This window comes from Streptomyces sp. AC550_RSS872, assembly GCF_019049285.1.
Taxonomy (GTDB): Bacteria; Actinomycetota; Actinomycetes; order Streptomycetales; family Streptomycetaceae; genus Streptomyces.
This window is the reverse complement of sequence record NZ_JAGMUL010000006.1, coordinates 93369-115539: the sequence shown is the minus strand read 5'-3', so window position 1 is coordinate 115539 and position 22171 is coordinate 93369. Positions and strand designations below refer to the sequence as shown.

Genomic DNA, 22171 nt, shown 5'->3' with positions numbered 1-22171 from the left:
CCTTCGCGGTGACTCCCTCCCAGTATCGGACGGGTGGGCACAGCGCGCTTCGCCAGTGTCACCGGCGCAGGGTCCGGGCGAGCAGCACCGCCACGTCGTCGTCCGCCACCTCGGGCATGACATGGGCCAGAAGGCCGTCGCAGATCTGGTCCAGCGGACGGCCCGGGTGCCGCAGCGCCTGCGCCAGACGGCGCATGCCCTGGTCGAGATCGGTGCCCCGGGTCTCGATCAGACCGTCGGTGTAGGTCACCAGAAGGCTGCCCGGCGCGAGGATCACCCGCTGGACCTCGCAGTCCTGCCGGCCCACGCCCAGCGGCGGGCCCGCCGCCCCGTCCAGGAAGGCGACCTGTCCCCGCGCGTCGGCGATCACGGGCGGCGGGTGGCCCGCCCTGGCGATCACGCAGTGGCCGGTGGCCGGATCATGCACGGCGTACAGGCAGGTGGCCATCTCGTTGTCGCCCAGGTCCGCCACGGCGGCGTCCAGGGCGCGCAGCAGCTGGTCCGGTGGAGTGTCCCGGCGTGCCAGAGTCCGTACGGCGGTGCGCAGCTGGCCCATGACCGCCGCCGCGTGGATGCCGTGCCCCATCACGTCCCCGATCACCAGGGCGGTCCGGCCGCCCGACAGGGCGACGGCGTCGAACCAGTCGCCGCCGACCTCGTGATCGCCGGCCGGCAGATAGCGCCCGGTGAGCTCCAGTCCGCTGACCGTGGGCAGGGAGGGGTTCATCAGGCTGCGCTGGAGGGTGAGCGCGGCGTCGCGCTCCCGGCTGTACATGCGCGCGTTGTCGATGTTCAGCGCCGCCCGGGCGACCAGTTCGTCGATCAGTAGGGTGTCCTGGTCGTCGAACGGCTCTCGATCGCGGGTCCGGGTGACCGTGACCGCGCCGAGCACGGTGCCTCGCGCAACCAGCGGGATCAGGCGAGCCGACCCGACGCGGGCGCGCAGGTACTCGTGCAGCCGGTCGGCGGCGGGGGTTCTGATCAGCGGGCCGATGTCCCTGAGGTAGAGGTTCATGGGACGCCCGGCACTGATGAGCTGCTCGTACATCGAGCCGGGCGGGATCTTCAGGGTCATGCCGACCGCGAGGAGGTCGGCCGGCGCTGCCGGATCCGTGAACGTCGCCGCGACGCGGCGGACCACCCCGTGCGCCGACGCGGCGGTCTCGTCCGGGGCCATCGCCTCCTCCAGCAGTTGCACGTCGGCGGAGTCGGACAGCCGGGGCACCAGGACGCGGACCACCTCCTGCGCCGTCTGCGTCAGATCCAGGGTGGAACCCATCTGGGTACCCGCCTCCGCCAGCAGCGCGAGACGCCCCCGCGCCCGCTCCGCCTCCAGGTGGGCCCGCTGCCCCTCCGTGATGTCGATCAGCGAGGCGATCACGCCCACCCGCTGGCCGGTCCCGCCGAGCAGCGGGGCGTAGGAGCAGGACCACGTCCGTGTCCGTCGCGCATCCGACGTGCCGGAGGTGTAGCGGAAGTCGACCACCGCCTCACCCCGCTCCAGGACCTGCCGCATCACCGACTCCAGTGCCCCGGCGCCGGGGGCGACCTCGGTCACGCGCCTGCCGACGTGGTCGGCCACGGGGACGCCGTCGATCCGGGAAAGCGCCTCGTTGACCCGCAGGAACCGCAGGTCGGGGCCGAGCATGGCCAGACCGATGGGGGACTGGGTGAACAGGCCTTCCAGCGCCGCCAGCGCATCCCGCATATGCTCCACCGCGGAGGTCTCCGCAGCGATGGCCAGCACACCCGTCCGCCCCCGCGCATCCGCGATCGGACAGATCCACATCTCCATCTCGACCAGGGTCCCGTCGCGGTGCCGGACCGGTAGCCGTGCCACCACCGCCGCGCCCGACCGCACCGTCCGGGTGAGCCGGTCGGCCAGCTCCCGGTTCCCCTCGGGCACGAGGACGCGGTTGGCCTCCTGGCCCACCATCTCCTCCGGCGTGTGACCCAGCAGGTCCTGCGCGGCGAGCGACCACTGCGCCAGACGCCCCTCGGCGTCGACCACCCACAGCGCGAGCGGAAGCAGATCCTGGAAGACCCCGGCATGCCCGACTGCGTACGTGCGCAGATCCGGCGTTTCGCCGAACGCGTCGTGGGCACGTGCACCGCGGTGACTCGCGCTGGTCATCAGGGCACCTCGCTTCACCACCCTTGACCACAGGAGGCTCAAGGACAGCCTAGGCCGCAAGTGGCCCGGCTCACATGGCGTGAGCGAGGCACCGCCGACACCATGGGTGATCCGTCACCGGCAGGCTGAAGGGATCAAGGATGTTCCGCAAGGTGCTGGTAGCCAACCGCGGCGAGATCGCGATTCGTGCGTTCCGCGCAGGCTACGAGCTGGGAGCGCGCACCGTCGCCGTCTTCCCGCACGAGGACCGCAACTCCCTGCACCGGCTGAAAGCCGACGAGGCCTACGAGATCGGCCGGCCCGGCCACCCGGTGCGGGCCTACCTCTCCGTGGAGGAGATCGTCCGCGCGGCCCGCCGCGCGGGAGCCGACGCCGTCTACCCGGGGTACGGCTTCCTGTCCGAGAACCCCGATCTGGCCCGGGCGTGCGAGGAGGCGGACATCACGTTCGTCGGACCGAGCGCGGACATCCTGGAGCTGACCGGGAACAAGGCGCGCGCGGTGGCGGCGGCCCGCGCGGCCGGTGTGCCGGTGCTGGGTTCCTCGGCACCGTCCACCGACGTGGACGAGCTGGTCCGGGCCGCCGAGGAGATCGGCTTCCCCGTCTTCGTCAAGGCGGTCGCGGGCGGCGGCGGGCGCGGCATGCGCCGCGTCGAGGAGCCCGCCCAGCTGCGCGAGTCCATCGAGGCGGCCTCCCGCGAGGCGGCGTCCGCGTTCGGCGACCCCACGGTCTTCCTGGAGAAGGCCGTCGTCGAGCCCCGCCACATCGAGGTGCAGATCCTCGCCGACGGCCAGGGCAACGTCATCCATCTCTTCGAGCGGGACTGTTCCGTCCAGCGCCGCCACCAGAAGGTGATCGAACTCGCCCCCGCCCCGAACCTCGACCCCGCCCTGCGCGACCGCATCTGCGCCGACGCCGTGCGCTTCGCCGAGCAGATCGGCTACCGCAACGCCGGCACGGTGGAATTCCTCCTCGACCGCGAGGGCAACCACGTCTTCATCGAGATGAACCCGCGCATCCAGGTCGAGCACACGGTGACCGAGGAGGTCACCGACGTCGACCTGGTCCAGTCGCAGCTGCGTATCGCCGCCGGCGAGACCCTCGCCGACCTCGGCCTCGCCCAGGAGACCGTCACCCTGCGCGGCGCCGCCCTCCAGTGCCGTATCACCACCGAGGACCCCGCCAACGGCTTCCGGCCGGACACCGGCCGCATCAGCGCCTACCGCTCGCCGGGCGGCTCGGGCATCCGTCTCGACGGCGGTACCACCCACGCCGGTACGGAGATCAGCGCGCACTTCGACTCGATGCTGGTGAAGCTCACCTGCCGGGGCCGGGACTTCACCACCGCGGTCGGACGTGCCCGGCGCGCCGTCGCCGAGTTCCGCATCCGCGGCGTGGCCACCAACATCCCCTTCCTGCAAGCGGTCCTCGACGACCCCGACTTCCAGGCCGGCCGGGTCACCACCTCCTTCATCGAGCAGCGCCCGCACCTGCTCACCGCCCGCCACTCCGCCGACCGCGGCACCAAGCTGCTCACCTACCTCGCCGACGTCACCGTCAACAAGCCGCACGGCGAACGGCCCGACCTCATCGACCCGTTGACCAAGCTGCCCGCGCTGCCCGCCGGTGAGCCGCCGGCCGGGTCACGGCAACGGCTCGCCGAACTCGGCCCGGAGGGCTTCGCGAGCTGGCTGCGCGCCTCGCCGACCATCGGCGTCACCGACACCACGTTCCGCGACGCCCACCAGTCGCTGCTCGCCACCCGGGTCCGCACCAAGGACATGCTCGCCGTCGCCCCCGTCGTGGCGCGCACCCTGCCCCAGCTGCTGTCCCTGGAGTGCTGGGGAGGCGCCACCTACGACGTCGCCCTGCGCTTCCTCGCCGAGGACCCGTGGGAGCGCCTCGCCGCCCTGCGCGAGGCCGCGCCGAACATCTGCCTCCAGATGCTGCTGCGCGGCCGCAACACCGTGGGCTACACGCCGTATCCCACGGAGGTGACTGATGCCTTCGTGCAGGAGGCGGCGGCCACCGGCATCGACATCTTCCGCATCTTCGACGCCCTCAACGACGTCGACCAGATGCGGCCCGCCATCGAGGCCGTACGGGAGACCGGTACGGCCGTCGCGGAGGTGGCCCTGTGCTACACCTCCGACCTGTCCGACCGGGCGGAGAAGCTGTACACCCTGGACTACTACCTGCGCCTGGCCGAGCAGATCGTCGACGCGGGCGCCCACGTCCTGGCGGTCAAGGACATGGCCGGTCTGCTGCGGGCACCGGCCGCCGCGAAGCTGGTGTCGGCCCTGCGCCGGGAGTTCGACCTGCCGGTGCACATCCACACCCATGACACCGCGGGCGGGCAGCTCGCCACCTACCTCGCCGCGATCCAGGCCGGGGCGGACGCCGTGGACGGGGCCGTGGCGTCCATGGCCGGTACGACCTCGCAGCCGTCGCTGTCCGCGATCGTCGCCGCGACCGACCACTCCGAACGGCCCACCGGCCTCGACCTCCAGGCGGTCGGCGACCTGGAGCCGTACTGGGAGAGCGTCCGCAAGGTCTACGCCCCCTTCGAGGCGGGCCTGGCCTCGCCGACCGGCCGCGTCTACCATCACGAGATCCCCGGCGGGCAGCTCTCCAACCTGCGCACCCAGGCGGTCGCGTTGGGTCTGGGCGACCGCTTCGAGGACATCGAGGCGATGTACGCCGCCGCCGACCGGATGCTGGGCCGCCTGGTGAAGGTGACCCCCTCCTCCAAGGTGGTCGGCGACCTGGCACTGCACCTGGTGGGTGCCGGCGTCTCCCCGGCGGACTTCGAGTCGGATCCGGACCGCTTCGACATCCCCGACTCCGTCATCGGCTTCCTCCGCGGCGAGCTGGGCACCCCGCCCGGCGGCTGGCCCGAGCCCTTCCGCAGCAAGGCGCTGAAGGGCCGCGCCGAGGCCAAGCCGGTGCGGGAACTGACCGCCGACGACCGCGAGGGGCTGGCGAAGGACCGGCGCGAGACGCTCAACCGGCTGCTGTTCCCGGCGCCGACCCGCGAGTTCGAGAGCCACCGCGACACCTACGGCGACACCAGCGTGCTCGACAGCAAGGACTTCTTCTACGGGCTGCGCCCGGGCAAGGAGTACGCCGTCGACCTCGAGCGAGGTGTCCGGCTGCTGATCGAGCTTCAGGCCGTCGGTGACGCGGACGAGCGCGGCATGCGTACCGTGATGTCTTCCCTGAACGGCCAGTTGCGCCCGATCCAGGTCCGCGACCGGGCGGCCGCCTCGGACGTCCCGGTGACGGAGAAGGCCGACCGGGGCAACCCCGGCCATGTCGCGGCCCCGTTCGCCGGCGTGGTCACCCTCACGGTCACCGAGGGCGAGGAGGTGGAGGCCGGTGCGACGGTGGCCACCATCGAGGCGATGAAGATGGAGGCCTCGATCACCGCCGCGAAGTCCGGCCGGGTGGCTCGCCTGGCCATCAACCCCATCCAGCAGGTCGAGGGCGGCGATCTCCTGGTGGAACTCGCCTGATCCGACCGCGTGTTGCCCCGCGCAGGTGAGGAACCTGCGCGGGGCGTCGGCGGGTCTGATCGAAGGGCCGAGCGGGGTTCAGGCGCAGAGCACCCGGGTCTGAGGCGTGAAGACCGGGCCGCCGCTGGTGTTCGTCGTGTCGCTGAACTCGGCGTAGTAGTACGAGTAGAAGCCGATGTTGCCGTTGCAGCCCGAGTCGGCGGCGACCTGGAGGGTCAGCGTGACGGTCCGGCTCTGTCCGGGCGGGATGGTGGCTCCGTAATTCGCGCCGAGGTTGCTCGGGCCGGTCCCGGTGCACGGGGTGCTGCCCGCGGTGCCGGCGAGGGTGCAGCCGGTGAAGCTGTACTTCAGGTCGGGGCGCTGGGTGGTGAGCCAGGTGGGCTCGATCGTCTGGTAGACGAACAGGACGTCGTACGTCTTGTTGTTGGTCAGCGTCATGGAGAGCTGCACCGTGCCGCCGGGCGTCGTGGTGGCGGCGTCGGCGGCGAACGTGAGGCCGGCCGGCGCGGGGTCGGCCGCGCTCGCGCTGGGGGCCAGGCCGAAGAACGCGAGGAACAGACCGAGAACGGTGGTGAGACCCAGGCGTCTCATACGTGGTGATCGCATGGCCCGGGAGGCTAGGCAGGCGACCTGCCCGCCGTCTGCCTCACGCAGGGGACGCGGGCCGCCGATCGGCCGAATGTGTGCCAGGTGTGAGAGTGCTGTGGCGAGTATGTGAAGCTGCCGGTGGGGCCGCATCTGTGCAGGCACGGGGAGGGCAGGGGCGACCGGGGGGAGCCGCGCGGTGCTCGTCGCCCGTGAGGTGCCGCGTGCCGACATTGGCGTGATCGCGGATGTCCGGGGAGGCGGGGAGCGCCATCGGGTGCGGATGTTCTCGGGCATTCGTCGATTTCCGGCCCAGGGACCGGCGAACCGGACGCGTACGTAGGTCAGTCGGGGTCCTCGGCGAGGTTCTTCTCGCTCCAGATGCCTCGTACATGGCTGATGTGACGGCGCATCAGGGCTTCCGCGCCGTCCGCGTCGCCGGCCTCGATGAGGTCGAGCAGTTCGGCGTGCTCGTGGGAGGAGTCGAACAGCGCGTCACCGGCGGGGAGTTCACGCAGGCCGTAGATGCGGGAGCTGGTGCGCAGGGACCTCACCGTCTCCAGCAGGCGGGGGTTGCCGGCCAGTTCCAGCAGGGCGAGGTGGAACTGCATGTCGATGGTGACGTGCGCGATGAAGTCCCGGCGCGCCGCCGCCTTCTCGATACCGGCCGCGAGCGGACGCAGCTGCTTGACGGCCTTCGCCGACACACCCTGTTCCGTGATCCGGCGGATCGTGGGCGGCTCGATGAGCGCCCGGAGTTCGGTGATGTCGTCGAGCTCCTTCGCGGAGAGCGCCGTGACGCGGAAGCCCTTGTTGCGGACGACTTCGACGAGGCCCTCCTTGGCGAGGTCGAGCAGCGCCTCGCGCACGGGGGTCGGGGAGACGCCGAACTGTTCCGCGAGGCTGGGGGCGGAGTAGACGACGCCCGGTGTCATCTCGCCGGCGATGACCGCCCCGCGGAGGGTCTCGGTGATCTCCTGGCGGAGGTTCCGGCGGCCACGGAACGAAGGCAGGTTCACGGTCGTGCCGTCGTCCGCGCTCATGGCTGGCTTCCTCACTGTCGGCGGCGGGATCGTTCCACGCTCGACTTCGACGTCAGCCGTGGCTGGGCCATGCTATCCGGCCGACGGTATGTGATGTATCGCATGTTTCCGTGCACACCGTCGACATCCCTGCCGCCGGGGTGTGCACGGGGCGGTCACAGCTCGAACCCCTGCGGGAAGGGATCGTCCGGGTCGTACATGTACTGGGCGGTGCCGGTGATCCAGGCGCGGCCGGTGACGGTGGGGATGACCGCACGGCGGCCGGCCACCTCTGTTTCCTCGACGAGTTCGCCGATGAAGTGCGTGCCGATGAACGACTCGTTGCGGAACTCGGTGTTCAGCGGCAGCAGTCCGCGCGCGTGCAGCTGGGCCATGCGGGCGCTGGTGCCCGTGCCGCAGGGGGAGCGGTCGAACATGCCCGGGTGGATGACCATCGCGTGCCGGGAGTGGGCGGCGGTGGATCCGGGTGCGGTCAGGTGGACGTGGTGGACGCCGTTGATCTCGGGATTGCCGGGATGGACGGGCCGGTCCTGTTCGTTGATGGCCGCCATGATGGCCAGCCCTGCCTCCATGAGCCGGTTCTTGTGGGCCCGTTCGAAGGGGATCCCGAGGTCGTCCAGTTCGACGATGGCGTAGAAGTTGCCGCCGAAGGCCATGTCGTAGGCGAGCTCGCCCCACGGGGCGACCTTGACTGTCCGGTCCAGCGCGAGGGCGAACGAGGGGACGTTGCGCAGGGTGACCGCCTTGGCGGAGCCGTCCTCCACACGGACGTCGACGACGACGAGCCCGGCCGGGGTGTCGAGCCGGATCGTCGTGACCGGCTCTGCGACCTCGACCATGCCGGTCTCCACCAGGACCGTGGCGACGCCGATCGTGCCGTGCCCGCACATGGGCAGACAGCCGGAGGTCTCGATGTAGAGGACGCCGAAGTCCGCGTCCGGCCGGGTCGGCGGCTGGAGGATCGCTCCGCTCATCGCCGAGTGACCGCGCGGCTCGTTCATCAGCAGCCGGCGGATGTGGTCGAGGTGGTCGATGAAGTACCGGCGCCGGTCGAACATGGTGGCCCCGGGGACGACTCCGACGCCTCCGGTGACGACCCGGGTCGGCATCCCCTCTGTGTGGGAGTCGACGGCGTGGAAGACCCGGTTGCTGCGCATGGTCAGGCGAGCCCTTCCGCGATGGCCTTCTCGGTGGCGGTGCGCACGAGCGCCTCGTGCTCGGGAGTGAGCGGTAGGCGGGGCTGGCGGCAGGGACCGCCGTAGCGGCCGACGAGGTCCATGCTGAGCTTGATGGCCTGCACGAACTCGGTGCGCGAGTCCCAGCGCAGCAGCGGGTGGAGGATGCGGTACAGGGGGAGGGCGGTGGCGAGGTCGCCCTTGCCGGCCGCCTCCCACAGGGCGGCGCAGGCGCGCGGCAGGGCATTGGGGTAGCCGGAGATCCAGCCCGGCGACCCGGAGACGGCCATCTCCAGGGCCAGGTCGTCGGTGCCGGCCAGGACGTCAAGGCCCGGGGCGAGTTCGGTGATCCGGTAGTAGCGGCGGATGTCGCCGGAGAACTCCTTGACCGCGACGATCAGTCCCTCGTCGAACAGCTCGGCGAGGAGCTCGGGGACGAGGTCGACCTTGGTGTCGTGCGGGTTGTTGTAGGCGACCACCGGCACGCCGGCTTTGGCGACCTCGCGGTAGTGCGCCACGACCGCGCGGTTGTCGGCGCGGTAGGAGTTCGGCGGGAGCAGCATCACGGCGGAGGCGCCCGCCTCGCCGGCCTGTTCGGCCCAGCGGCGGGCCTCGTCGGCGCCGTAGGCGGCCACGCCCGGCATGACGGTGAAGCCTTCGGGAGCGGCGGCCACGGCGGTGGTGACCACTTGGGCGCGCTCCTCGGCGGACAGGTTCTGGTACTCGCCGAGGGAACCGTTCGGCGTGACACCGTCGCAGCCATTGGCGGCGAGCCAGGCGACGTGGTCGGCGTAGGCGTCGAAGTCGACGGCCAGGTCGCCGTTCGGTGTCTCGCGCAGGGGGAGTGCGGTCGCGACGAGCATGCCGTGCCAGGGCTTCGCCCGGGTCATGAGTCCTCCACGTGTCGGTGATCCCACCATCGGTAGCCATCAGGAACAGTGCAATATCACATTACATAGACCGCGAGCCCCTGTCACTGGTGACGTGGGCAAATCCGCTGCCGTCAGCTGCTGTTGTCGTCGTCTCCGGCGGCGAGGGCGCCCAGGGTGAGGGGCTGTGCGACGGGGCGGGCGGCCATGCCGCGCAGGTCGTCGGCGGTGGGCTGCCGGTCGTTGGCGCGGGCGACGAGGCAGGTGGTGGCGTAGCCGCAGACACGGCCCTGGCACAGACCCATGCCGGGGCGGGCGTAGAGCTTGACCGCGCGCGGGTCGGTCGCCCCGAGGTCGCCGACCGCCTCGCGGATGGTCCCGGCGGTGACCTCCTCGCACCGGCAGACCGTGGTGCCCTCGTCCAGCCAGCTCTGCCAGCCGTCCCGCACCGGATACGCCTGGTGCATGGCCGCGGCGAAGGACCGCTGGGCGGCCCGCCGTCGCAGCAGCAGGGTCAGACGCCGACGGTCCACGGAGGAACCATGGGTGGTGTACGAGGCATGCAGCCCCGCCAACTCACCTTCTGTCACGGCGAGTTGTGCTCCGCCCACGCCGCACACCTCGCCTGCGAGGTACACACCGTCGGCAGTGCTGCGCTGCCGCGAGTCGACGCGGGCCACGAGGCTGCCGTCGGCGTCCCGTGCCATCTCGCAGCCGAGTTGCAGGGGGATCTCGGTCTGTGGGGTGAAGCCGTAGCCGACCGCGACCGTGTCGCAGTCGATCTCGCGGGCGCTGCCGGGCACCATCCGCCACTGGTCGTCCAGCCGGGCGACGGTGGCCCCGGTGACGGTGTCGGTGCCATGGGCGACGACGACGGTGGTGCGGGTGCGGTAGGGGATGCGGTGCTTGAGGAGGGTGCTCAAGTACCCGGCGCCTTCCGCCAGTTTGGGCAGATTGCGCAGGGTGGCGATCGGATGCCTGCCGAAGGCGGTGGGCCTGCCGGCCTCGAAGACGCCTACGACCGTGGCGCCGCCCTCGGCCAGGCCCGCGGCCACCGGGAGCAGGAAGGGCCCGGTGCCCGCGACGGCGATCCGCTTCCCGGCCAGGACGCCCTGCCCCTTGAGGAGGGCCTGAACGGCTCCGGCGGTGAAGACCCCCGGGATCGTCCAGCCGGGGAAGGGCAGTTGGCGGTCGTAGGCACCGGTTGCCACGATCACGGTCCGGCTGCGGAGGGTGCGGGGGACGTCGTCGCAGGTGGTGTGGGTGACGAAGCCTTCCGCGGTGCGTTCCACGTGCCAGATCGAGTGGCCGAAGCGGTGGTCGAGGAGATGGTGTGCGGCCGACTTCCGCTGGAGGCGCCGGAATTGGCCCCAGCCGTGGTGCAAGGCGCCGTCGTCGCCGTCGCGGTGACGCCAGTACTGGCCGCCCGGGCGCGCTCCCGCTTCGATCAGCACCGTACGGCTGCCCTGTGTCGCGGCGGCGACGGCCGCTGACAGGCCGGCCGGTCCGCCGCCGAGGACCGCGATGTCGTACAGGGTGCCTCCCAGCTCAGCACGCGAGGTCGTCATGACCCGTTCCTTCCTGGGTGGAGACGGTGTCGCCGGGCCGGGCCTCGACGAGGCAGGCGCGGTGGTTGGGGCGCCCGTTGATGGTCACCAGGCAGTCGAAGCACACACCGATGCCGCAGAACACGCCGCGCGGGCGGCCTTCGGTGCGGGTGCGCCGCCAGGAGCGCCGACCGGAGGCGAGGAGAGCGGCGGCCACGCTCTGCCCGGACCGCGCCTGCACGGGCTCGCCGTCGAAAGTGAAGGTGAAGGTGAGTGGCGCAGGGGTCAAGGGGTCGCCTCCTCGAAGCGGTCCGGACGGAACGGCGTCAGGTCCAGATCGGGTTTCTCACCGGACAGATGCTGGGCCAGCAGATGACCGGTGGCGCCGGCCAGTCCGATCCCCGCTCCTTCATGGCCGCAGGCGTGCAGCAGACCGGGTGCGCGCGGGTCCGGGCCGATGACGGGCAGATGGTCCGGACAGTAGGGGCGGAACCCGAGGTAGGTGCGCAGCAGGGAGATGTCGGCGAGGAACGGGAAGAGGCCGATGGCCTGGGCCGCCAGCCTGCGCAGCACCGGCAGGGACACCGTGCGGTCGAAGCCGACCCGCTCACGGCTGGCGCCGATCAGGACGGTGCCGGCCCGGGTTCCCTCGACCACGACCGAGGTCTCCAGGCCCGCGTCGCCGCTGGCGACATTGGCCACGTACTCCGCGGTGTAGACCTTGTGCCGTACGACGCGCGGCAGCGGTTCGGTCACCAGGATGAAGCCCTTGCGCGGCAGGACCGGCACCGGGGCGCCGGCGAGTTCGGACAGCTGCCCGGCCCAGGTGCCCGCCGCGTTGATCACCCACCGCGCGTGCAGGACCGGGACGTCGCAGGAGTCGGTCCGCACTCCCGTGACCGCGCCGCGCTTGTCGCGCACGAAGCCGGTGACGCCGGTGCCGACATGGACGGTCGCCCCGCGCAGCCTGGCCCGGCGCAGCAGTTGGGCGGCGGCCAGCGTCGGTTGGACCTGCGCGTCCTGGGCGTAGAACGCCCCGCCGACGGCTTCCCGGGTCACGTTGGGCTCCAGCTCGAACAACTCGTCCGCGGCGATGTCGACCGCGTCGACCCCCGTCGTCCGCTGGCCCGCCGTCAGGCGCCGCAGTCCCTCGGCCGTCTGCTGCGATCCCGCGACCACCACGCCGCCCTTGGCCTCGTACTCGATCGCGCCCCTGCCCAGATCCTCGCCGATCTCCTGCCACAGACGACAGGACAGCAGGGCCAGGTCGAGTTCGGGTCCGGGCTCCTTGTCGGAGACCAGGATGTTGCCCTCGCAGGCGCTGGTGGTGCCACTGCCGAGGGCACCCCGTTCGACCACGGTGACCCGCAGTCCGGCGGCCGTGCAGTAGTACGCGCACGCTGCACCCACGATGCCTGCCCCGATGACCAGGACATCGGGGCCGGGGGATGGATGAGTCATGTCGGCATCATGTCATATAGCACTGGTGCCGCCACTGCCCTTGCGGCGAAGCCGCTCTCACCTGGTGTTTCCGCGTTTCCGCACGGCGAGGTAGCGGTCGAATGCCTCGCGGGCATCGGGAACGAACGCGTCATGGCGAACCAGTTCGACCAGTTCGGACTCCGTCAACCAGTCGTGCCAGGCGATCTCCTCGGGGTCGGGTTCGACGGGTTCGGTGACGACCACCTCGTGCAGGCCGAGCCAGTACGGGCTGATCGCGCCCGCGCACGGGAACTTGAGCACGAACCTCGGAGACACCCGGACACCCAGTTCCTCCGTCACCTCCCGCGCGGCGGCCTCTTCGTAGGACTCGCCGACCTCTACGGCGCCGCCGAGCATCCAGTTGAACCGGCCCGGGAAACGTGAGGCGTGGTCGGGGCGGCGGTGCACCAGCGTCCGTCCGGCGGGGTCGCGGCACACGACCGTCGCGATCCGATGCAGCCACCCGTGGCGAATCGCATCGCTTCTGCTGACGACGGCCACGATCTCGTCGTGCTCGTCGACCCGCTCGACAAGCTCCTTCTCGCCGGACGCGCTCATGGGGGTCCTCCTCGTCCGAGCGGCGCTCCGCAACGGAGGCCGGGCTCGCGTACTGGATCTGGATCCGGTCGGGTTCCCGGATGTAGCCGACGGCCAGCTCGGGGCAGTCCTCGAACAGGTCGCCGTCGCCCATCACGATAAGGAGGGATCTCGACGTTCACGGCCTGTTGCTCCTTGACGACCGGACGGAGGGCAGTGCCCGGTGCCCCGCCACACAGCAGGACGCGCGCATCACCCTACGGAGAAGCCCGGGAGCGCCGAACGGCCCCCGGGCACCAGGCCCTTGGAGGCGGTCCGCTCGTTCATGTAGCCGCGGTTGCCGAAGCGGATGGTGCCGTTGATGTTGCCGTCGGCGGTGGGCACGCCCGGGTCGTACCGGACGGTGCTGGTCTTGCCCGGGTCGCTGCTCCCGGGCTGCCGGTGCGGACCGCGGGGTGGCCTGTGCGATGCAAGGACCGGTCAGCAGGGCGGCTGCCGGCGCTGTCACGGCCGCTTGGCTGCGCCAGGGTATGGGCGTGCGCCGCGAGGGCATCGGGGCTGGGCGTGAACTCATGGAGGGGTCTTCCTGGGGGGCCGGACGCGAGAGGGCACGTCGGTCGCGGGATCCAGCGTGTACGCGTAGGAGGCGCGGCTCGGTCACCATGCCGTTGGTCTGGCAGGCACCCGTACCGGCACCGGCGAAGACGTGGTCGCGCTGGACCAGCCGGTCGTCACCGTGACGAGCGAGGACGGGTCACAGTCCCGGACCTACCGGATTGCGTTTCAAGCTCGACCCAACACCCCTGACATAAGGCGGTGAAGTAGGACGAGGGGGGCGTACTGGTCCTGGACTGCGGCCCCATGTCGCCGCTCGGCAGCGGTCCGTCCCCCTCGATGTGACTTTCCCCATTGCGCCGCTCGACGGACCCCATGAGTCTCTCGTGGAACATGCGTCCGAAGAACTGTTATCCCGAGCCCACCGATCGATCTCCCAGGTATCGGACAGCATCGTTCGGCGTCGAGGACAGGGAAGTTTTTGATGAGTGGTGCAGAGCGCACGAGGGAGTCGGCGGTACTGGCACTGGTGACCGCTGCCCGCGGCGGCGATCCGGAGGCTCAGGACGCCCTGGTCAGCGCCTATCTCCCGCTGGTCTACAACGTCGTGGGACGGGCACTGAACGGCTCGGTCGACGTCGACGACGTCGTGCAGGACACCATGCTCCGAGCCCTCGACGCGCTGGGGGGTCTGCGTTCCCCCGAGAACTTCCGCTCCTGGCTCGTGGCCATCGCGATGAACCAGGTCCGGGCACACTGGCACGACCGGCAGTCCGCTCCGGGCGCCGTCGAGGAGGCCGAGGACCTCGCCGACCCGGGCGCCGACTTCGTGGACCTGACCCTGGTGCAGCTCCAGTTGTCCGGCCAGCGGCAGGAGACCGCCCGCGCCACGCGTTGGCTGGAGCCGGACGACCGGGGGCTGTTGTCGCTGTGGTGGCTGGAGTGCGCCGGTGAGTTGACGCGGTCCGAGGTGGCCGGGGCCCTGGAACTGTCGCCGCAGCACACGGCGGTCCGGGTGCAGCGGATGAAGGCACAGCTGGAGGCGGCGCGTGTGGTGGTGCGCGCGCTCGACGCGCGGCCGCGCTGCCCGGAACTCCAGGGCACGCTGGCCTCTTGGGACGGCCGGCCGTCGGCGCTGTGGCGCAAGCGAATAGCCCGGCATGCCCGTGGTTGCGGGCATTGCTCCGGTTTGTGGAGCGGGTTGATGCCCGCCGAGGGGCTGCTGGCCGGTCTGGCGCTGGTCGCCGCGACGCCCGCCCTGCTGGACAGCGTGCTGTCCGCCTCCGGCGGCATGGCCCTGGCCGGCTCCACGTCCCGGCTGCCCTCGTCCGCGGGCCCTGGCGGATCGGGTCCCGGATCCGGGCACCGCGGCGGGCGCGGCCGTGCGACCTCCCGCACCGAGGCCCGCCGGCGTCGGCGTATCCGGCGCCGAGCCGTCGGCGGTGTCGTGGTCGCGCTCTGCGTGGCGGGCGGTGGCCTCTGGTACTTCGACACGGCGCCCGGGACCGGCAGCACCGAGGAAGCCGCCGCCTCGCGGACCGCCGGCGCGCCAGCCGTGGACATGTCGGAACCCAAGCCCGTCGAGACCTCTCCGTCGGCCTCGAAGTCCCCGTCGCCGTCCGCCTCGCCCTCGAAGAAGGCGAGGCCCTCCAAGTCCCCACGCCCGACCGGGAAGAGCGCGCCGACTCCCCGGCCGTCCACCCGGCCGACCCGGACCGCGTCCAGCACGCCCCAGGCGCAGGCGGCCCCCGCGGGCGAGGTCGCGCAGGTCGTCGCCCTGGTGAACAAGGAGCGGTCGGCCGCCGGCTGCGGTCCCCTCTCCGAGGACCCGCTGCTCAACAAGGCCGCGCTGGGCCACTCCGAGGACATGGACGCCCGCGACTTCTTCGACCACACCAACCCGGACGGCGCCGACCCCGGGCAGCGCATCACCGCCGCGGGCTACACCTGGTCCACATACGGGGAGAACATCGCCATGGGCCAGCAGACCCCGGAGGCCGTGATGGACTCCTGGATGAACAGCCCCGGCCACCGCGCCAACATCCTCAACTGCGCGTTCAAGGACATCGGCGTCGGCATCCACAAGGGCAGCGGCGGCCCCTGGTGGACGCAGAACTTCGGCGCCAAGCAGTGAACCGGGCGGAGGACGCCGTACGGCGCGCTATCGCGTCCGGCGAGTTCACGCCGACCGACGTGGACGACCTCGCCACCCTCCTCGACGCCGCGCTTGCCTCCCTCTGAAGCCATGTGTCCCGCCGCGCTCGGCCTGCCGCAGACCCTGCCGACCCCGTTCATCCCCGTCATCGAGGGCTCGCTCCCCAGCCAGAACATCATCGAGGGCGACGGCTACTGGACGTCGTTCGGCAACGACCCGGAGACCGGTGAGCCGCAGACCCTGAACTGGTGGATCGACCAACTGGCCGCCAAGGCCTGGGCGGTGGTCGCGCCGGCATCTGTGCCACCTTCGGCGGCGTCCACGCCATGTCCGGCAACCCGACCGGCTGCACGGGCCTCGCCGACTACGCCAGGACGGCCTGGGTGACCTCGTCCACGGAATCGCACATGGGCGATGCTCCCAGCGGGCATCGGGGTGTCGGGCCGCCACCGATCCTCGGCGCCCTCGGCCACGAGGCGCGGGAGACGGCCGCGGACGGGTGCGGGGACTCCTCGGACGGGTTCGTGGATTCCTCCGGGCGGCTCAACAGAGGCGTGGCCCTCGGGTCGGTGAGCAGCACGGGAACCATGGCGTGCAGGGCCGCGACGGCCCGCTCGACCGCGTCCCGCACTCTCGCGCTGATGCGTGGGCCTCCGGCGGGGCGGCTCCCGCGGTGCCGACGGGGAGGTCCGGCTCGATCAGCGACAGGGTGCCGGCACGGTGGCCCCGCACCGCCGCGTCGACCAGGACGACCGTGTCGTAGCCGTCGAGCAGTTCGTACGCGAGGTCCATCCCGCGGATGCCGAAGTCCCGCACCCGCACCTCGGCCGGCAGCGGGCGGCGGTCCGGGGCGCGGATCACCCCGGGGCCGAAGGCGTCGTCCGCGAGGAAGATGTTGCCGACGCCCGCCACCAGCAGCCGCGCACTCAACACGCACCCCCGGTGGCCAGCGGGTTCGCCGAGTCGCTCGGCTGCTTGCGGACGAACGCCGAGCGCAGGGCGTGGTACGGGGCGCGCGGGTCGAAGAAGGCGGCGCGCATACGGGTGAGTTCGTCCCGCCGGTACTCGGCGAGGGGCCGCTGGAGCTCGTCCGCGTGACGTGCGGTGGCCTTGGCGGTGATACGGCGTGTGAGGTGCGGGTCTTGGGCCACGTCGGCAATCAGACGCTCTACCTCGGTGGCGAACCTCTGGGCCGGAACCGGCACCAGACGGTCCACCAGCCCGATCCGCTGGGCGGTCGCGGCGCTCATCGGCAGCGCCTCGGTCGTCAGCCGCTCGGCCGTCTCGGCGCCCACGCGGCGCGGCAGCGAGTAGGTCCAGTACTCCGACCCGAACAGGCCCATGCGCCGATAGTGCGCGTTGAGGACGCTGCCCGTGCGGCACCAGACCTCGTCGGCGGCAAGCGCGAGCATGACGCCGCCGGCCGCCGCGTTGCCGCCGAGGGCCGCGACCACCAGCCTGTCGGTGGTGCGCAGCACCGCCTCGACCAGGTCGTTCATGGCGTTGAGATTGGACCAGGACTCGCCCGCCGGATCGCCCGACGCCTCGATGACGTTGAGATGGATGCCGTTGGAGAAGAAGTCGCGGGCGCCGCCGAGCACCAGCACCGAGGTGGGGCGGGTGAGCGCGTACCGGTAGGCGGCGAGCATCCTGCGGCAGTGGTTGGTGCTCATCGCCCCGCCGGGGAACGAGAAGGTCAGGAAGCCGACGTCACCCTGCTGCCGGTAGCGGATGTCGCTCCAGGTGGTGCGGCCGGGGGGCAGGCTGAGCGAGGCGGCGATCTCCGGCAGCCAGTGCGGGCGGTCGCTCGAACCCGGCACGCCGCGGGTGCCGGGCGGAGCCGGGAACGTGGCGAGCACCGAGGCCGCGGGGCGGCGGAACGGGGCCGGGTCGCCGGAGTTCTTGCGGGGTCGCAGTTCCGGGATCCACACGGCGCCGTCCCGGGTGGCCCGGCAGACCGCGCCGGACCGCGTGGCGAGCAACTCGCCGGGGTGCCCGTGCAGCAGGTCCTCGGGATGACCGCCGTGCAGGTACACCTCCTGGCCGCAGATCTCGTCCAGCACCCCCGGCTGCGAGTCGGCGCCGCGGAGCTTGCGCAGCACCGTGGCCGTGCTGTCGTTCTCCCAGTCGATCCGGCGTTGCTCCTGGCGGACGAGGTCGCGCCACACCACGGGGATCGCGGGGTCGCTCTGCGGCTTCGGCTTGAACGATCCGTCGGCGAACCGCCGCACGGCCAGCAGTACGGCGGCCGTGGCGGCGTCGGAGACCTCGTTGCGGTACAGGTCGCTCTTGCCGACCGGCACCACCGGGAAGGTCCCCTCGGCCCACACGTCGCCCGCGTCCATCGCCGCCTGGGCCTGAAGCACCGTCACACCCCAGGCAGGCGCCTTCTCGGTGATCGCCCAGTCCAGGGAGGACGGGCCGCGGTCACCGGGTGGCCCCGGATGCACGACCAGGCAGGTGTGCTCCTGCCACACGTCCTCCGGCAACGCCGTCTTCAGCATCGGAGCGACGACCAGTTCCGGACGCGCCTCGCGTACGGCGGCCCGGACCGCGTCGGGGCCGTGCGAGGCGAGGACGACGTCCACCCCGTGCCCGAGGTCCGACAGTTCGGCGTACAGCCGCTGGGACAGGCTGTTGAACGCGCTGGCGACGAGCAAGATGTCCATGACATCGCATGTTCGCCGGTCGGAGGAGGGCCGAGAAGGACCACGGGCGGCGTTTCGCGGGCCGTCGTCGTGTTCCTTCCGCCCGCTGAGTGACACTTGATCAGGAAACCGGCGCTTCCTCGGCGCCGTTCGGGGCGGCGGTAAGCCCGGCGCGGTGCAGGAAGGGGCGGCAGCGTCCAGGCCGCTGACTACCTCAACGTGTCGTCTCCAGCAGCTCCCGCGCCATCAGCCGTGCGGGCCGTTCGGTGTGTGCGGCGACGCGGCGGAACGTCTCCTGGGCGGGGCGGGCCGGCCAGTCGGAGGGAAGGTGCCGGGCGGGGAGCCGTGGGTCCGTGCGGATGGTCCAGAGCCATTCGCTGACCAGCCGCAGCCGGGTCCCGATCGGGTCGTCGCCCGATCCGGCGTCCAGATGGGCCGTCCATCGCTTGTCGAAGGTGACGTAGCGCGCGGCGATGCTCTCCAGGTCCCAGGCGCCATGGATCATCCGCGCGATGTCGGTGGCGTCGTCCGCCTGGGCGTGGAAGATCTTGACATGGTCGGTCAGACCCAGCTCCGCGACCACGGCGGCGACGTCGACCCTCCCGGGCGCGATCCACAGCCCGCTGTACAGCGCCCCGAACCCGGACCAGGTGAGCCGGGAGCGCAGGTCGTGGCGCTGGCGTTTCCAGGAGTCGGGCAGGGAGAACCCGAGCAGGGTCCAGGAGCCGTCCCAGTCGTCGTTGACCGCGCCCTGCTGCCAGATGCGGACGCGGCCGTCCTCCAGGACGCGGGTCGCCTGCGGGGTGAGGCCGAAGAACATCTTGCGGCCCTCGCGCCGGCGCCGCAGCAGACCGCGGTTGACCATCCGGGTGAGGGTCGAGCGCACGGCCTGCTCACCGACCCCCACCCGGCCGAGCACGTCGATGATGCTGCCCGAGTAGACGCACAGGTCGCCCTCGTCCAGCACGTGGTTGCCGAAGAACGTCAGCATGAGCGACTGCGGGCGCTGCTGCGGCCCCTCTGAGCTGCCCTGACCGTCCAGGATGTCGTCGTCCTCCACGGAGCACAGCGTACGACCGCCCCCCGACCGTGCGGCGGGCGGTCGTACGGCTTCAGCGGCCGTCGGCGGGGTGGGCAAGGTCGTACGGACGCGGATACGGGGCGGGGCGGTACGGCACATAGCGCGTGGGTGTCGTCGGATCGGCCTTTGTGGCACGGGAGTTGAGGGAGTCAGGATCGGTTCCGACCCACTTGCCGGCGGTGAGGCGGTCCTCCAGGGTGTGCAGGGCCGAGAGCTGTTCGGCGGGGCTGAAGGTGCAGTGCCCGGCGTTGTCCGTGTACGCCTGCCGCAGCAGGGACGCCGACCCGGCGCTGGTGACGGCCCGCTTCAGGGCGCTCTCCGTCTGCACGGGGACGAGGGCGTCGCCGATGGTGTGGACGGAGAGCTGCGGCTTGGTCAGTTTGCCGGTGAAGGAGCTGGTGCGGCTCATCCGGGCCACGGCGTCCGGGTCGGCTCCGATGCGCGGGGCGCGGTTGAGGGTGGCGAGGTCGGCGCGCAGGGACAGGCCGGCCTTCTTGTACAGCTCGGTGACCTCCTTGCGGACGGAGGACTTGCCGAGCAGCCGTGCGTGGTCGACGCCGGTGTTCCAGGACATGTTGCCGCCCGCCCGGGTCTCGGCCTCCTGCCGCCAGCTGAAGGCGGGGAACTTCACCAGACCCTTGACGGCCGTGTACTGGTTCGCCTGCTGTGCGTCCCAGTCCGTCGGGGCGGGCCGCGGCTGTGCCGGATCGTTCCAGCCCGGGATGTTGTGCAGGGCGGCGGCCAGGGCGATCCGGGCCCGCCCGGCCGGCGTCGATTGCGCCGAGTCGACCGCGGCCGTCAGAGCGTTCGCCGCGTCGGCGGCCGTCTGCTGGTCGGGGAGGTTCACCAGGGGGATCGCGGAGCCGGGCGCGAGGAGCGTCTTGAGGGCGAAGACCGGGTCGAGGGTGTTGTTCCAGTTGGCGACACCGCCGTGGACCAGACCGCACAGGGAGAGCGAGCCGTCGATGCGCTCGGGGTGCCGCTCGGCGATCGCGGTCGTGACCAGACCGCCGTACGACCGTCCCCAGGCGATGGTCCGGGAGGGTGCCCCGAAGCGGTCGGTGAAGACGGAGAGGGTGGCGAGCTGGTCGGGGACCGCGTCCGTCACGGCCCAGCCGGTGGTGGCGTAGGAGGAGCCGATGAGGGCGTAGCCCCGCTGGAGGAGCAGGGCCTTCGTGGCGTCGTCCGGGGCGTTCTGGGCGGGGTTGGCCGGGCCGGGCGTGTAGCCGTGGCTGAAGACCAGGACGGTGCCGTTCCAGCCTGCGGGCACATCCATCAAGTACGTGGCGCCCGAGGGGAGTTGGCCGTCGACGTGGGTGGCCCCGGGGGCGGCGGCGGCCGAGGTGGGGAGCGCGGTGACGGCGAGCAGCAGCGCCGCGGCGAGGGTGGTGCGGGACCCGTTTCTCATGCGGTGATCTCCTGCGTGTGGGGGGCCTCGGCGGGTTCGGTCGTGGAGCCGGAGAGGGACGTACGGCTGGTCTCGCGCACGAACCAGACGGTCAGCGCGGTGATGAGGGAGCCTCCGCAGATCAGCAGGGCGACGGGGGTGCCGTTGCCGCTGCCGGCCACCAGGCTTCCGGCGATCATGGGGGAGAAGCCGGCGCCGATGAGAGTGGCGCCCTGGTAGCCGAGGGAGGCGCCGGTGTAGCGGACCCGGGTGCCGAACATCTCGGTGAGCAGCGCGCCCAGGGGGCCGTACATCACGGACTGGGCGATGCCGTGGCCGAGGACGACCGCGAGGATGAGCAGTCCCGGAGACCTGGAGTCGACCAGGGCGAGCACGGGGAACGCGAGCGCGGCCGAGGTGACGGCTCCGGCGAGGACGACCGGGCGGCGGCCGACGCGGTCGGAGAGCGCGGAGGCGCAGGGCAGCACGACCAGGGCGGCACAGGCGGAGACGGTGAGCGCGGTGAGCACCTGCGGGCGGGCGTAGCCGATGCCGGTGGCGTACGCGATGAGGTAACTGGTCAGCAGGGACTGGGCGGTGAAGGCGCCGATGCCGACACAGCAGGCCAGCAGCAGCGGACGGGGACTGCGCAGCACGTCGACGATGGGCAGCCGGGCCTCGGCGCGGTCCTTCTTCACCTCGGCGAACAGCGGGCTCTCGACGACCTTCAGCCGGACGAACAGGCCGACGCCGAGCAGCACCACGCTCAGCAGGAACGGCACACGCCAGCCCCAGGCCGCGAACTGGTCCCGGGGCATGGCGACCACGAGAGTGACGACCAGCGAGGAGAGCAGGGAGCCGAGCGGTGCTCCCATCTGCGTGAAGCTCGACCACAGGCCGCGGCGCCGCTCGCCGGCGTGCTCGACGACCATCAGGGTGGCGCCGCCCCACTCACCTCCGATGGCGAGGCCCTGGACGACGCGCAGCGTGATCAGCAGGACCGGCGCCCAGACGCCGATCGTGTCGTACGTGGGCAGCAGGCCGATCAGGAAGCTGGCGCCGCCCATCAGTCCCATGGTGAGCAGCAGCATCGACTTGCGGCCGAGCCGGTCGCCGAAGTGCCCGAAGACGATGCCGCCGAGCGGGCGGGCGACATAGCCGGCGGCGAAGGTGCCGAACGCGGCGATCGTGCCGACGGCCGGGTCGGCGCCGGGGAAGAACAGCTCGCCGAAGACGAGGGCGGCGACGGTGCCGTAGACGAGGAAGTCGTAGAACTCCACGGCGGTACCGAGCAGCCCGGAGAGCGCCACCCGGCGGAGTTGCCGGGTGCTTTCGGGGCTGGCCGGTGACGGTGATGCGACGGGGGACGGGGGCATCGCGGTCTCCCTTGACCGGGGGAAGGACACCGCGAAGGTAGGCTTCAAGCTGACCGCCGTCAAGAAAGTGCACAACATTAGA

General features: G+C 71.7%; 15 protein-coding genes and 3 pseudogenes. 3 read left to right on the top strand and 15 right to left on the bottom strand.

What is annotated here, in order from left to right; genetic code table 11:
- Positions 1-58: 58 nt before the first annotated feature.
- The gene (locus tag KUM44_RS02890; protein WP_217206004.1) at positions 59-2134 is read right to left on the bottom strand and encodes a SpoIIE family protein phosphatase; all 2076 of its coding nucleotides are present in this window, start codon (positions 2132-2134) and stop codon (positions 59-61) included.
- Positions 2135-2274: 140 nt separating this feature from the next.
- On the opposite strand from KUM44_RS02890, the gene KUM44_RS02885 reads away from it, so the two are divergent.
- Complete coding sequence (locus tag KUM44_RS02885) at positions 2275-5649, top strand: pyruvate carboxylase (RefSeq protein WP_217206003.1); 3375 nt, start codon at positions 2275-2277, stop codon at positions 5647-5649.
- A gap of 78 nt (positions 5650-5727) precedes the next feature.
- Here KUM44_RS02885 and KUM44_RS02880 read toward each other — a convergent pair whose 3' ends face one another.
- The 9 genes and pseudogenes from KUM44_RS02880 to KUM44_RS02840 form a co-directional block, all read right to left on the bottom strand.
- Positions 5728-6240 (bottom strand): hypothetical protein, encoded by a 513-nt coding sequence (locus KUM44_RS02880; protein ID WP_254388952.1) that lies wholly within the window; start codon positions 6238-6240, stop codon positions 5728-5730.
- Between the two features lie 338 nt (positions 6241-6578).
- Complete coding sequence (locus KUM44_RS02875) at positions 6579-7277, bottom strand: GntR family transcriptional regulator (RefSeq protein WP_217206000.1); 699 nt, start codon at positions 7275-7277, stop codon at positions 6579-6581.
- Positions 7278-7432: 155 nt separating this feature from the next.
- Complete coding sequence (locus tag KUM44_RS02870; protein ID WP_217205998.1) at positions 7433-8434, bottom strand: proline racemase family protein; 1002 nt, start codon at positions 8432-8434, stop codon at positions 7433-7435.
- 2 nt (positions 8435-8436) lie between these two features.
- Positions 8437-9342: a dihydrodipicolinate synthase family protein gene (locus KUM44_RS02865; protein ID WP_217205997.1), complete on the bottom strand. Its 906-nt coding sequence runs from the start codon at positions 9340-9342 to the stop codon at positions 8437-8439.
- A 113-nt stretch (positions 9343-9455) separates the two neighbouring features.
- Positions 9456-10889 carry an FAD-dependent oxidoreductase gene (locus KUM44_RS02860; RefSeq protein ID WP_217205996.1) on the bottom strand — a complete coding sequence of 478 codons (1434 nt, stop codon included), beginning with the start codon at positions 10887-10889 and terminating at the stop codon, positions 9456-9458.
- On the bottom strand, positions 10870-11157 hold the full coding sequence (locus KUM44_RS02855) for a (2Fe-2S)-binding protein (protein WP_217205995.1): 288 nt from the start codon (positions 11155-11157) through the stop codon (positions 10870-10872). The genes KUM44_RS02860 and KUM44_RS02855 overlap by 20 nt, the downstream gene beginning before the upstream one ends.
- A complete protein-coding gene (locus KUM44_RS02850) occupies positions 11154-12329 on the bottom strand; it encodes an FAD-binding oxidoreductase (protein ID WP_217205994.1) in 1176 nt (391 codons plus the stop codon). The genes KUM44_RS02855 and KUM44_RS02850 overlap by 4 nt, the downstream gene beginning before the upstream one ends.
- Before the next feature lie 57 nt (positions 12330-12386).
- Positions 12387-12908, bottom strand: a complete 522-nt coding sequence (locus KUM44_RS02845; RefSeq protein ID WP_217205993.1) for an NUDIX hydrolase — start codon at positions 12906-12908, stop codon at positions 12387-12389.
- A gap of 288 nt (positions 12909-13196) precedes the next feature.
- Positions 13197-13440: pseudogene (locus tag KUM44_RS02840) on the bottom strand (hypothetical protein); the annotation flags it as partial.
- A 486-nt stretch (positions 13441-13926) separates the two neighbouring features.
- Here KUM44_RS02840 and KUM44_RS02835 point away from each other — a divergent pair.
- Both KUM44_RS02835 and KUM44_RS02830 read left to right on the top strand, forming a co-directional pair.
- Positions 13927-15576 (top strand): sigma-70 family RNA polymerase sigma factor, encoded by a 1650-nt coding sequence (locus KUM44_RS02835; protein WP_217205991.1) that lies wholly within the window; start codon positions 13927-13929, stop codon positions 15574-15576.
- A gap of 150 nt (positions 15577-15726) precedes the next feature.
- Positions 15727-15965: pseudogene (locus KUM44_RS02830) on the top strand (hydrogenase expression protein HypE); the annotation flags it as partial.
- 152 nt (positions 15966-16117) lie between these two features.
- On the opposite strand, the pseudogene KUM44_RS02825 reads toward KUM44_RS02830, so the two are convergent.
- The 5 genes and pseudogenes from KUM44_RS02825 to KUM44_RS02805 form a co-directional block, all read right to left on the bottom strand.
- A pseudogene (locus KUM44_RS02825) lies at positions 16118-16527 on the bottom strand (hydrogenase maturation protease); the annotation flags it as partial.
- Positions 16524-18266 (bottom strand): enoyl-CoA hydratase-related protein, encoded by a 1743-nt coding sequence (locus KUM44_RS02820; RefSeq protein WP_217205990.1) that lies wholly within the window; start codon positions 18264-18266, stop codon positions 16524-16526. The pseudogene KUM44_RS02825 and the gene KUM44_RS02820, both read right to left, overlap by 4 nt.
- Positions 18267-18459: 193 nt before the next feature.
- Entirely contained in the window at positions 18460-19305 is an 846-nt protein-coding gene (locus KUM44_RS02815; RefSeq protein WP_308402462.1) for a PaaX family transcriptional regulator C-terminal domain-containing protein, read from the bottom strand.
- Positions 19306-19357: 52 nt separating this feature from the next.
- On the bottom strand, positions 19358-20734 hold the full coding sequence (locus KUM44_RS02810) for a S9 family peptidase (RefSeq protein WP_217205988.1): 1377 nt from the start codon (positions 20732-20734) through the stop codon (positions 19358-19360).
- Positions 20731-22089, bottom strand: a complete 1359-nt coding sequence (locus KUM44_RS02805) for an MFS transporter (RefSeq protein ID WP_217205987.1) — start codon at positions 22087-22089, stop codon at positions 20731-20733. The genes KUM44_RS02810 and KUM44_RS02805 overlap by 4 nt, the downstream gene beginning before the upstream one ends.
- Positions 22090-22171: the final 82 nt, after the last annotated feature.

Bases quoted from the DNA above. Each gene is read 5' to 3' on its own strand.
- KUM44_RS02890 (WP_217206004.1), bottom strand. From the start codon at position 2,134: ATGACCAGCGCGAGTCACCGCGGTGCACGTGCCCACGACGCGTTCGGC.
- KUM44_RS02885 (WP_217206003.1), top strand. From the start codon at position 2,275: ATGTTCCGCAAGGTGCTGGTAGCCAACCGCGGCGAGATCGCGATTCGT.
- KUM44_RS02880 (WP_254388952.1), bottom strand. From the start codon at position 6,240: ATGAGACGCCTGGGTCTCACCACCGTTCTCGGTCTGTTCCTCGCGTTC.
- KUM44_RS02875 (WP_217206000.1), bottom strand. From the start codon at position 7,277: ATGAGCGCGGACGACGGCACGACCGTGAACCTGCCTTCGTTCCGTGGC.
- KUM44_RS02870 (WP_217205998.1), bottom strand. From the start codon at position 8,434: ATGCGCAGCAACCGGGTCTTCCACGCCGTCGACTCCCACACAGAGGGG.
- KUM44_RS02865 (WP_217205997.1), bottom strand. From the start codon at position 9,342: ATGACCCGGGCGAAGCCCTGGCACGGCATGCTCGTCGCGACCGCACTC.
- KUM44_RS02860 (WP_217205996.1), bottom strand. From the start codon at position 10,889: ATGACGACCTCGCGTGCTGAGCTGGGAGGCACCCTGTACGACATCGCG.
- KUM44_RS02850 (WP_217205994.1), bottom strand. From the start codon at position 12,329: ATGACTCATCCATCCCCCGGCCCCGATGTCCTGGTCATCGGGGCAGGC.
- KUM44_RS02845 (WP_217205993.1), bottom strand. From the start codon at position 12,908: ATGAGCGCGTCCGGCGAGAAGGAGCTTGTCGAGCGGGTCGACGAGCAC.
- KUM44_RS02835 (WP_217205991.1), top strand. From the start codon at position 13,927: ATGAGTGGTGCAGAGCGCACGAGGGAGTCGGCGGTACTGGCACTGGTG.
- KUM44_RS02820 (WP_217205990.1), bottom strand. From the start codon at position 18,266: ATGGACATCTTGCTCGTCGCCAGCGCGTTCAACAGCCTGTCCCAGCGG.
- KUM44_RS02810 (WP_217205988.1), bottom strand. From the start codon at position 20,734: ATGAGAAACGGGTCCCGCACCACCCTCGCCGCGGCGCTGCTGCTCGCC.
- KUM44_RS02805 (WP_217205987.1), bottom strand. From the start codon at position 22,089: ATGCCCCCGTCCCCCGTCGCATCACCGTCACCGGCCAGCCCCGAAAGC.